At 56.8% G+C, this 11,068-nt stretch carries 8 protein-coding genes; 5 read left to right on the top strand and 3 right to left on the bottom strand.

What is annotated here, in order from left to right; all coding sequences use genetic code 11:
- Positions 1-168: 168 nt before the first annotated feature.
- The 3 genes from I3J13_RS22695 to I3J13_RS22705 all read right to left on the bottom strand — a co-directional run bounded on the left by I3J13_RS22695 (position 169) and on the right by I3J13_RS22705 (position 3,927).
- On the bottom strand, positions 169-396 hold the full coding sequence (locus tag I3J13_RS22695) for a hypothetical protein (RefSeq protein WP_196380310.1): 228 nt from the start codon (positions 394-396) through the stop codon (positions 169-171).
- Positions 396-1,946: a putative bifunctional diguanylate cyclase/phosphodiesterase gene (locus tag I3J13_RS22700; RefSeq protein ID WP_196380311.1), complete on the bottom strand. Its 1,551-nt coding sequence runs from the start codon at positions 1,944-1,946 to the stop codon at positions 396-398. Before I3J13_RS22700 ends, I3J13_RS22695 begins: the two co-directional genes overlap by 1 nt.
- Before the next feature lie 907 nt (positions 1,947-2,853).
- Complete coding sequence (locus tag I3J13_RS22705; RefSeq protein ID WP_196380312.1) at positions 2,854-3,927, bottom strand: L-dopachrome tautomerase-related protein; 1,074 nt, start codon at positions 3,925-3,927, stop codon at positions 2,854-2,856.
- Positions 3,928-5,243: 1,316 nt separating this feature from the next.
- Between I3J13_RS22705 and I3J13_RS22710 the strand changes: the two genes are divergently transcribed.
- The 5 genes from I3J13_RS22710 (at position 5,244) to I3J13_RS22730 (ending at position 11,029) form a co-directional block, all read left to right on the top strand.
- Positions 5,244-7,169: a methyl-accepting chemotaxis protein gene (locus I3J13_RS22710; protein ID WP_196380313.1), complete on the top strand. Its 1,926-nt coding sequence runs from the start codon at positions 5,244-5,246 to the stop codon at positions 7,167-7,169.
- Entirely contained in the window at positions 7,169-7,639 is a 471-nt protein-coding gene (locus tag I3J13_RS22715; RefSeq protein ID WP_196380314.1) for a chemotaxis protein CheW, read from the top strand. Before I3J13_RS22710 ends, I3J13_RS22715 begins: the two co-directional genes overlap by 1 nt.
- Before the next feature lie 331 nt (positions 7,640-7,970).
- Positions 7,971-8,183: a hypothetical protein gene (locus I3J13_RS22720; protein ID WP_196380315.1), complete on the top strand. Its 213-nt coding sequence runs from the start codon at positions 7,971-7,973 to the stop codon at positions 8,181-8,183.
- Positions 8,184-8,195: 12 nt separating this feature from the next.
- The gene (locus I3J13_RS25995; protein WP_196380316.1) at positions 8,196-10,331 is read left to right on the top strand and encodes a methyl-accepting chemotaxis protein; all 2,136 of its coding nucleotides are present in this window, start codon (positions 8,196-8,198) and stop codon (positions 10,329-10,331) included.
- Between the two features lie 98 nt (positions 10,332-10,429).
- Complete coding sequence (locus I3J13_RS22730) at positions 10,430-11,029, top strand: nucleotidyltransferase family protein (protein ID WP_236001100.1); 600 nt, start codon at positions 10,430-10,432, stop codon at positions 11,027-11,029.
- Positions 11,030-11,068: the final 39 nt, after the last annotated feature.

An 11,068-nucleotide genomic window follows, 5' to 3' on the forward strand; every position in this document is an offset into this window, starting at 1 on the left:
ATGAGACGCCTAAAATCTGCGCCGCGCCGGGATATGACTACAATCGGGCTACGCCCTCACTCCGTCACACCCCGGCGCGAGTCTCATCCTGATTGACGCTGAATCTCACCTTGATTGCCGCTATGCAGGCAAGGTCCGTAAGGGGCTCGAAAAGCGAAGTTGCACTAATCAGGGGCGGATATTGCCCAATCGGCGCATTTCGCTATAGACCGTGGAACGACCGAGGCCAGATTGCCTGCCAGCTTCCGCATGAAGGGTTTGCGCCTCGATGAGCTTCATCGCAGCCTCGACCTTCTTCAGGTTTAGAGACTTGACGGCCGGGCCGCTTCCATGCCGCTCGACACACACTTCCAAGTCCCGGACCAACCAGCATTGGGTTCTGTCTTCGATACCCATCAGCGGTAGTATTGCGGAATTGTGTTGTTTGTCCGATCTGCTGCGAGCTCCGCGGCAGGCGCTGGTCTGCCAAGGAGATAACCTTGACCAATGTCGCATCCCAGGTCCTGGAGGCGCTGAAGCTGGCTCTCCTCCTCAATGCCTTCAGCTGTTATCGTCACGCCGAGACCAGCGCCGAGGGCAATGATAGCCTTGACCACCTTGTCCTGCTTTTCGTTGTCCTCAAACGAAGCAACGAAACTCCGGTCGATCTTGATCTTGTCGAATTGATAGTTGGAAAGTTGCGAGAGGCTGGAGTATCCGGTGCCAAAGTCGTCGAGAGCGATCTTGACCCCTGCATTCACCAAATCGTCGAGGATGCTTCGGGCGGTGATGACATCTTGTATGATGGCACTCTCTGTTACTTCCAGCTCGATCCTGTGTGCTGGCAGCCCGACATCGCCCAATATCTTGAGGATGCGTAGTCCCAGCAGCCGGTCGCTCAGCTGGATGGGAGAAAGGTTGAATGACAGGATAACGTCAGAAGGCCAAGAGAGTGCATCCGTACAGGCGCGGCGAAGCAGTTGGTCCGTCAGATCGACGATCAAGCCGGCTTCCTCCGCCACCGGAATAAATTCGCTCGGGGGGATGAAGTCGCCGGACGCCGTTTTCCAGCGCGCCAGTGCTTCAAAGCCGATTATCCTGTTCGTCTTCAAGTCCACCAAGGGTTGATAGTAGGGAACAATCTCCTCTTTGTTTATCGCAGCCCTCAGGTCCCCTTCCACTCGGATCCGCTTCTCTAATTCGTTCTGCATCGAAGAGACAAAGGACTTCACCAGGTTGCGCCCTTGCTTTTTCGCGACATACATCGCGCAGTCCGAATGCCTGATGACCTGTTTGAGATTATCACCGTCTTCCGGATAAAGTGCGAGGCCGACGCTGGCACCAATATCGACGCCGATACCGTTGACCGTCAACGGCTTGGTGATGGCAGTTACTATACGGTCCCCTAAAGTGGCGAGATCCGGACTTCCACTGCGTTTCGCCAGGACAAAAAACTCATCTCCTCCAAGCCGGAAAACATGTTCGCGGGGAAAGAGGGACGAAAGCCGTTGAGCGACAGCTCTCAGCACTTCATCGCCATGATCGTGACCAAGGAGGTCGTTGATCTTTTTGAAGCCGTCCAGATCGATGCTGAACGCGGCATACGCCTCTTGTGCACTTTGATTATTTGTTTTCTGCGCGCACAAGGAATCGAGAAACCTGCGGTTGGGCAGCTCGGTCAAGGGGTCGTGGCAGGCAATCCAATCCACATTCTTTTCGGCCTGTTGCCTGCGCTTGATCTCGCTCGAAAGCTCTCTGATCCTCAGCAAAGAATAAATCAGGCAAAGGAATCCAGAGATGTTCACAGCGACGAAGAGGTTCTCGACTAAATTGCCATCATGCGCTTCAGCAAATGCGTCCAGCGCCTGATGCGTCTGGAAGTGCCAGGAAAGATAGAAGAGGATCAAGAAGACGGAGAGCCAGACGAATATCTCGCATTGATGTTGGGTCAGTCGGAGTCGGGGCATAAGCGGTATCCTGTTCTGAACTAAGAAGAGGCATCATGCCAAGACTGGGGGACAGCATTGGCCCCTACATTTATTTGTCGAACGACTTGGCTCATCTTGCCTGCAAAGCGCAGAAGACAGGCCGGCTACAACGATGGAAGACCGCCCGATTCATTCTAGCGGACGTGAGATAAACAGGTTGTCGGTGCATACGAAAACGCGAGCGAAGTCTCCATAGACATTCTTGCAGGCGTGCCATTTCGGAGTGGCATGGTAAATTGCCTCTTTCGTGGGCTCAACGTTTCATTCGTTTGAATTGTCGTACCGAGGAACCGGCACCCGTCAGTGTTTGACACTCTGCTTGATGCGCCGAAATTGGGGTCGCTTTGTTGATTTAGGGTTAACTGAATCGACGCTGTTAAGCGCGAAACTACTGAATGTTGCGCCGGCTGGATATCCAGTGGAATTTTTGGATAGTGCGATGTACCTGCCCCAGTCGATCTGATCCGATTTTGGTCAAGTGAAGAGACGGCCTGCGTTAATCGTCTAATTGCTCATTGCCGCCCGCCAACGCTCTGTAAACAGTCATTCTGAAAACATTGATCACGCACGCTACCGAACGTGGTGGTTTCGGATATCGTTACACAGCGCGAAGGGACCGGTAATTAAGGGCGCTATCCGACGCTCGCAAATTTCTGCAAGAGCGTGGAAAGCGATCGCGTGATCATAGACATTTCAATGCCATTCGCCGCCAGTAAGACCGGCCTCGAGGTCAAATGTTCAGTCCGGAGCAACAGCCTTAGTTCCGGCAGTCGCTGATTGAACTCACATCCCCGCAAATGACACCCGCCGACCGGCGGACCTTCGACCTAGCGGACGATTAGGCTGGTGGGCGGGCGCGGACTAGTCGGGGACCGAGCGTCGTGGGTCAGCTTGCTTCGTTGTGGTCGTGCTTGAAGCGGTAGATGTAAAACGGAGGATGTCCTTCGTCGGCGGCCCCGGTGAAGGCTGGAGTTGTGTCCAAATGGTTGGCGACGACATAAATCCAGTCTTCCGGACCGAGCGCGATATTGTCTGGCCAGAGAATGCGAGGATCCTCGATGAGCGTTTCGGCGGTTTGACTGTTTGCAGAAACTTTGACAACCGCGTGGTTTTGCAGGTCGCCGAAATAGTGGTTGCCTTGTCCGTCGGTCACCGCGCCGTCGCTCAGCGGCTTGGGACCGGCCTTACGAATGGCGGCGCCAATAACCGCGTCTGCCTTTCGTTCGCGAAAGAGCGCTGCAGGCACCCTGTACCATGTCGATCCGTTCATGGCCCCGAAAAACAGGGTCTCGCGATCATTCGACAGCGTAATTGGATCGATCGCAACGCGCGCCGGCTTGCCGCCAAAGTAAGTGACTTTCCCATCGATGACGACGTCAACATTCTCGGACTGCAACGCGGGATGGCCACCAAAGCGGCGCGCCTCCTTTGTGTTCAGATCGATCGCGACAATACCGGGATTGGCTATGTCGGCGAGGTAGATCCAGCCGTTCTTCTCGTCGATGGTCAGATCTTGGATGAACGAGCCACGCGGTGCAATGTCGCGGGGCACCTCTATCTTGTCGACGACTTGCCCCGAAGTAATGTCGATCGCCCAGACGCGGGTCTTTCCAAGATCAAGCCCCATATCCATAACCCAGAGCCGATCGTTCTTATCGAAGACGAGACCGAGCAACGTGTCGAACGTCGCGTCGGATGGCTGTTTGTCGCCGCGCTGTAGTTCAGCGCTTGGATACGCAACGGCTTTCCCGTCCTTGATTTCGACCAACTGCACTTGCGGCTTTCCGAGCGGATGCAGAGTGGTGAAGATCCTTCCTGTGCTGGAAACGGCGACATTCCCGGGGCGCTTGTCAAGGGCTGCAACGACCTCAAGACGCGGTGTGTCCTGTGCAAAGATTTGAGCAACAGGTAGCGCAAACAACATCGGAAGTGTGAGCGCCAGGACTTTAGCAAATCTCATCAATTAGCTCCTTTTTTGCATTATTTTCCGTCACCGTCGTGGAACGCCGACAGAAGAAGGTGAGATGAAAGCGTTGGGCGGAACTAAGAATTAAATCACGAGAGGTGCCGACGGTTCCTATGACCCGTCGGCACCTAACCGAAATTCGTGTCGTCAGCTTGGGACACGACAGCCGGAACGGACGAGTTGTGGTTGTGGCGGCCGACGCCTCGCATGAGCGACCTCTTCTTTTTTTGCCTCAGATGAATCTAAAACTAAAGTTGTCTTGCGCAAGAACGCACACGTATTTGTGATAATGTACGGGCATGCGGATCCGATTCCGTGGCCCGGCGTAAATCTGCGTTTCGTGGCCGGTCCTCAAATGGCTTGATCTCTTTTATACATTCTGGAGGAAATTCTCGAGCGGCTGGCACGCCATCAGCCAGCTGCGAATCCCGGTTTCCGTGCATTAGTACGCGGGATATCCAACGGCGGGAGCCGATCATTGTCTGAAAAGTATCCGGGTGAGGCCTCGACATTGCCTCGCCCCGATTTTCGCGAAACTAGTTCAGCTCTCTGAGAAAGTGATCAAGCGACCCAGCTCTTTCTGCATGTCGGTTTGTGAATGGCACACCGTCGCGCCGCATTGTGGATCATACAGTCGATCGCGTGGTCGATCCGTACGGGCAGGTTTCGGACATCCATTGGAACGAGGAAGCAAAAGCTCTCCTGACCGGGTCGCCTTCGCGCGGTGCGTCGTCGGTTTCACTTCGGTCGTTTTTTCCTCTGCCTATCGGGCGACCTATGGGAGAAACCGTCGGATACGAAAACGCGAGCGGCAAGAGCCTTCAAATCAACCTTTATCCAATTTTTAGAAGCAGTATCCGTATTATGCATATTTGATCACGCCAAGCAGCAAAGCTTAGGTGTTGTTAAGCTTTACCATTGAGTAACGTTACTCAGCCGCGGACGGCGTTTCCGCCGGTCGCTTCGATTGCTCCAAGTCTTGTCCAGGAGGCGTGAGACCCTTCTGCCCAGCACCGGAAAACCCGATGAAACCGTCATTACTCTATTACTCTCGCTCGATGCGTCGTCCATGCCCACCCCAGGCACACTGCTGCTGAAACCTTTTGCGAGCCAATCCTTTTCGCCACGAAGTCCATGAGCGACGACCGTCGCAACATCAGAAGCCACCAAACCTCCCTCCCGCCGAATGAGTCGCGCTGGATCACATTTGTCCCCTCCAACCTTTGAAGCCATGACGACTTTCAAGTGAGCGGCGTGAAGCCTCGGTGGAACCGTATGGTTCTCCACCACAATCGAAAAAGGTGTTCGTCATGAAACGACCAAGTGTAAAACTGTCCCTCATCGGCTCTGCCGCTGGGATGGTCCTTTTAACCGGTATCATCTCCTGGGTGTCCATCAGCTCGCTGTCCCGGATCGACGTTGAGAGCGACGAGATTATCGACAACCGGATGCCGGGCATCGAGCGCTCGAAGGAAATAGATACGGCTCTTTCCGACCTGCGTGTGGCTTTCAACCGCCACGTCCTCGCGACCACAGATGAGGAACAGAATGTGGCCGACAAGGCGATTGCGGACGAGAAGGTCCGCTTCTTCAAGGCTATCGAAGAGTATGAGGCAATTTTGGGGGACAAGAACGTCAGGCAAAAGGCCGAGCTGCCGAAGATCAGGGACACGGCCGGCCAGCTCATCGAGGCGGGCGGCAAGATGGTTGCCGCTTCGGTAGCAGCGAAGGACGACGAGGCCAAACAGATCATCGCCAAGGAGATGGCGCCGCGCTTCGCGGCAATCGCCGAATCGATCGACACCATCGTCGGCATCAACAAGGAGGGAGCTGCCGAGTCCGGGGCCAACATCCAGAGCCTTCTGGAGAACGCCCTCAATCTCGTCTACGTGCTCTGTGGTATCGCCCTTGCAGTCGGCCTCAGCGTCGTCGCCTTCGCCGTTGCCGGGATCGCTAATCCCATCAGTCGAATCACAGCTGCCATGCGCAATCTTGCTTCCGGCGATACGGCAAGCGCCATCCCCTTCGCGGGCCGGCAGGACGAAATCGGCGCCATGGCCGAAGCCGTTGAGGTCTTCCGTCAGAACGCCATCGCCAATGCACGCCTGGAGCAGGAAGCCTCGCAGTCCCGCAGCGCACAGGAAGCGGAGCGCGTCGAGGTCCAGCGCCGCAACGAGCGCGAGGCCGAACAGCTGCGCTTTGCCTCCGACAACCTCGCGGCCGGCCTGAAGCGACTTGCAGGCGGCGACCTCGCCTTCCAAATCGATGAGGCTTTCGCGCCGGACTTCGAGCCGCTGCGCCAGGACTTCAACCAGTCGATCCGCCAACTCGGAACGGCGCTCTCCTCCATCGCCGAAAGCATCGGCACGATGGACAGCGGCACCCGCGAGATCGCGTCCGGCGCGCAGGACCTCGCCAAGCGGACCGAACAGCAGGCCGCCGCGCTCGAGGAAACCGCTGCCGCCCTCGACCAGATCGTCGCAAATGTCGGCTCTTCGACAAAGCTGACGGAAGAGGCCCGCACCGTGGCAACCCAGGCAAACCAGAGTGCGGCGAAATCCGCCGAGGTGGTTTCCCACGCCGAAGAGGCGATGCGCCGCATCGAGGAAAGCTCGCAGCAGATCTCCAACATCATCGGCGTTATCGACGAGATCGCCTTCCAGACCAACCTTCTGGCGCTGAATGCTGGCGTCGAGGCAGCGCGAGCAGGCGAAGCTGGTAAGGGCTTTGCGGTCGTTGCACAGGAAGTCCGCGAACTCGCCCAGCGCTCGGCCCAGGCTGCCAAGGAGATCAAGGGCCTGATCCAGAACTCCACGACCGAGGTCGAAAGCGGTGTGAAGCTGGTACGCGACACCGGCGAGGCCCTGAATGTCATCGGAGGCTTCATCGGGCAGATCAACAGCCACATGAACTCGATCGCTCTCTCAGCTAGGGAGCAGTCCACAGGACTTGCCGAAATCAACACGGCAGTCAATTCGATGGACCAGAGCACACAGCAGAATGCGGCAATGGTGGAAGAATCGACCGCCGCCGCTTCAAGCCTCGCCCAGGAAGCGGCCAAGCTCCGCGACCTCGTCGCTCGCTTCAAGCTGGAAGGAACTTCCGGGCCGCATGTCGCGAGCGAGACGGCGAAGCCCGTCCTCTCTCCGGCCCGCGTTCTCGGTAACAAGCTCGCCCGCGCTTTCGGCGGCAAAGGCGCTGCGGCGGTCGCGGTGAAAGAGTGGGAGAGCTTCTGATGACTGCGACTGCTTCGGCCCTGGCGACGACGCTGGAAATCATCGCCTTCCATCTTGGCGACCAACAGTTCTGCATCAAGACCACCTCCATCCGGGAAATCCGGGGATGGGCAGCGGCGACGCCGCTACCCCACTCGCCAGCTGATGTCATCGGGGTGATGAACCTGCGCGGTTCCGTAATTCCGATCATCGATCTCGCCGCGCGCCTGGGTGTGCGGAGTACGATAGATACCAGCCGCGCCGCGATCGTCGTTGCGGAAATCGACAGAAATATCGTCGGCCTTGTGGTCGATCAGGTCTCCGACATTCTCTCGATCCGGACGGACCAGATTCAACCCGTGCCGGATCTTGGAACGTCTTTCGATCCGGCTTTCTCCTACGGCATCATCCCGCTCGAACGCGGCATGGTCTGTTTTCTGAACCTCGACCACATGTTCGAGAGGTTCGAAGACGAGGTGCACGCCGCATGACTCGTGATTCCGGCCGGAAACGGCCGGAATCTTCAACAACGACTACTCCCGAAAGGCGTTTCCAATGCGTGGCCCCACCGCACTCTCTCACCTTGAACCAGCGAATACAAACGGCGCTTCGCAGGCCGCCAGCAATTTCGGGACAGACTTGGGATTGGAACAACACCGAAACAATATGCTGCACATTACAAACTATATGGAAGCGCTCCATGCGCGATTGCGCATAGCGGCGCATGGCCGATTGTCAGTCCTGACTGTCTATGAAACGGAGTCAGAGGCCTGAACAGCAGCCTCGAGAAATGCGCGCGCCTAACAAAGCCGGTTTAGTTAAATGAGCAAAGCGACGCCGGTTCTGGCGCATCGAGCAGCGAGCCAAGCCCAGCAGGCTGCCGGTTCGACGAACGATCAAGATGCAGGCTTGATCACGATTTGCCTTCTGGGCGGCAACGTCGAGGGCGGCACTTTTCCGGATTTGGCGGCAATGTCCCATCACGGCAGCGCCAAGAAACCAACGAGCATCGACGCCCCACTAGATCGACAATGAGAGACAAAAGATATGACAATCAAAATAAAACTCCTCGCTGCCACGTCGGCGCTCATCGGGTTGATGTTTTTTATATCGGTTTTTTCTGTCTACGTTTCCGGTAAAGAAGAGGAGATTGCAGATTCCATCGTTTCTGACGATGTTCGTCCAATGGAGGCCTTGAAGCATGTCGCTGACAGCTACGCCGTGGACATTGTCGACACGACGCATAAAGTGCGGTCGGGGGTGCTCACGGCCGCCGAAGGTAGAAAAGCTGTCGTTCAAGCCCTGGACCTGATTGACACCGAGTGGAAGGAATATACTGCAGGATCGCTAACCCGCGAGGAAAGGGCGATTGCCGACGAATTCCAAAGGGCTCGCCAGGTTGCCGATAAGGGCATCGCGGAATTGCAGGCTTTGCTGGCAAGCAATGACCTGCAAGGACTCGCCACTTTTGCGGATGGAAAGCTCTATCCGGCCATCGATCCGCTTGGTGCTCAGATCTCGAGGCTGATAGACCTGCATATTACCTTCGCTCAACACAGCCTCGATAAAGGTAAGGCACTTCAGGGTCAGTTGGCGATAGTCATGACGGCGTTGTTCGTTTTGGGCGCGGCGGCGGCCGCATTTTCGATCTGGACCATAATTGTGGGAGTGGTCCGACCGCTAAACTCGATCACGGGCGCAATGGGCGCCCTCGCTGGCGGCAATCTGGATGTGGCTGTCTACGGACAACATCGCCGTGACGAGATCGGGACCATGGCCGCGACCGTGGTGACGTTCCAGGAAAATGCCCGCAAACGGCGCCAGCTTGAGGAACAGGCCGCGGAGAACAGCGGCAAAATAGACGCGATTTCTCGGGCGCAGGCTGTTATCGAATTCACGCTCGAAGGCAATATCCTCACCGCCAACGAGAATTTCCTTCAGGCTCTCGGTTATCAGCTTTCCGAGATCCAGGGCAAGCATCATTCCATGTTCTGCGACCTGAGCTACGCGAACAGCGAGGACTACCGTCGGTTCTGGGCTCAGCTTGCTCAGGGTGAGTTTGTCGCCGGCGAATTCTCTAGGAATAGCAAGGCGGGCAAAAGAGTATTCATCCAAGCTTCCTACAACCCGATCTTCGATATCAACGGCAAAGTCTTCAAGGTTGTCAAGTATGCCACCGACGTCACGCAGCGTGTGGAGAACGTTGAACAACTCGCAATTGCCCTCCAGGCGCTGTCGGCTGGGGATCTGACGCAGACGATTGCCGATCCGTTCCTGCCTACCCTCGAACAGCTACGGGTGGACTTCAACGGGGCATCTTCGAAACTCCGTTCGACCTTGCAGACGGTCTCCCAAAACGCCAGCGCCATTGCCGCCGCATCCCAGCAGATCCAGTCCGCCTCAAACGATCTTTCCAAGCGGACCGAGCAGCAGGCGGCTTCGGTGGAGGAGACTGCGGCAGCTTTGGAGGAAATTACCACCACGGTCAATGATTCCAGCCATCGCGCTCAAGAGGCCGGAGAGTTGGTCCGGCGGACGAAAGAGAATGCCGAGCATTCCGGCAATGTCGTGGGGCAGGCTGTGGATGCTATGGGGAAGATCGAAAAATCGGCGGGAGAGATTGCCAACATCATCGGCGTCATCGACGAAATTGCGTTCCAGACGAATCTCTTGGCGCTTAATGCTGGCGTCGAGGCGGCCCGCGCCGGCGAGGCCGGAAAAGGTTTCGCCGTCGTCGCACAAGAAGTCCGAGAGCTTGCACAGAGATCAGCGAAAGCTGCAAAAGAGATCAAAGAACTGATCAACGCTTCGGGTGAACATGTGCGAAGCGGCGTCGAGTCGGTCGACAAGACCGGCAAGGCTCTCCAAACGATTGTAACCCAGGTAGTCCAGGTAGACGGCAATGTCGGTGCCATTGTCGAAGCATCGCGGGAGCAGGCCACGGGCCTCAAGGAGATCAACGTTGCCGTCAATACGATGGATCAGGGCACGCAGCAGAATGCGGCAATGGTCGAAGAAACCACTGCGGCCGCCCATAGCCTTGCCCGGGAAGCAGAGCAGTTGTTCGACCTTCTAGGACAGTTCAACATCGGATCCGACACGAGCACAACGGTTGCAGCGCCCAAAACCTTTTCCCGGCCAATCGCATCCCCGGCTCGCCAAATGGCGGTCAAGGTGGCGTAGGCATTCAACGGCGAAACAGGCTTAAAGCGGCGATGGTTGGGCAAAATTCTGAAACTACAAATTTTGCTTGGCCTATAGATGATCTGCCGAAACAGGTTTTGTCGGTCGCCATCGTAATTCTGGCGGCGGGACAATCGAGCCGGATGGGCAGTGCCCATAAGTTGCTTGCCGAATTTGATGGAATGCCGCTGATCCACCGCTCGGTGGTCGTCGCTAGCAGTTGCCAGAGCCATTCCGTCATCGCCGTCACCGGCTACCGGTACGCCGAGATCGGGGCGGCAATCACGGACTTACCCGTCAAGCTCGTGTACAACGCTGAATTTTCCTCTGGCATGGCGAGCTCACTTGTCCTCGGCGTTGCGGCCGCCGAGGCCGATCAGCCTGACGGCATCATGATCATGCTTGCCGACATGCCTGCAGTGACCGTGTCCGATCTCGACGCGCTCATTGCCGCTTTTAGCTGTTGCGAGGCCCGATCCATCGTTCGCGCCGCCGCAGGAGATAGGCCGGGCAATCCGGTCATTTTTCCCCGCGCGCTCTACGCGGACTTGAAAAAACTGACGGGGGACAAGGGCGCGCGTGAACTCATACGGAGTTCGGGCTTTCCCGTCGCCGATATTGAGATTGGCGACGGGGCCATCATCGATGTCGACACGCCGGATGCCATAGAGGCTGCGGGCGGAGTCTTGCGCGGGTAGGGGGCCATACCCGCGAGCTGATTGCTGCATTTCATTCAT

The sequence above is a fragment of the Agrobacterium leguminum genome, assembly GCF_015704895.1.
GTDB classification, from domain to species: Bacteria; Pseudomonadota; Alphaproteobacteria; order Rhizobiales; family Rhizobiaceae; genus Agrobacterium; species Agrobacterium leguminum.

Bases quoted from the DNA above. Each gene is read 5' to 3' on its own strand.
- I3J13_RS22695 (WP_196380310.1), bottom strand. From the start codon at position 396: ATGGGTATCGAAGACAGAACCCAATGCTGGTTGGTCCGGGACTTGGAA.
- I3J13_RS22700 (WP_196380311.1), bottom strand. From the start codon at position 1,946: ATGCCCCGACTCCGACTGACCCAACATCAATGCGAGATATTCGTCTGG.
- I3J13_RS22705 (WP_196380312.1), bottom strand. From the start codon at position 3,927: ATGAGATTTGCTAAAGTCCTGGCGCTCACACTTCCGATGTTGTTTGCG.
- I3J13_RS22710 (WP_196380313.1), top strand. From the start codon at position 5,244: ATGAAACGACCAAGTGTAAAACTGTCCCTCATCGGCTCTGCCGCTGGG.
- I3J13_RS22715 (WP_196380314.1), top strand. From the start codon at position 7,169: ATGACTGCGACTGCTTCGGCCCTGGCGACGACGCTGGAAATCATCGCC.
- I3J13_RS22720 (WP_196380315.1), top strand. From the start codon at position 7,971: ATGAGCAAAGCGACGCCGGTTCTGGCGCATCGAGCAGCGAGCCAAGCC.
- I3J13_RS25995 (WP_196380316.1), top strand. From the start codon at position 8,196: ATGACAATCAAAATAAAACTCCTCGCTGCCACGTCGGCGCTCATCGGG.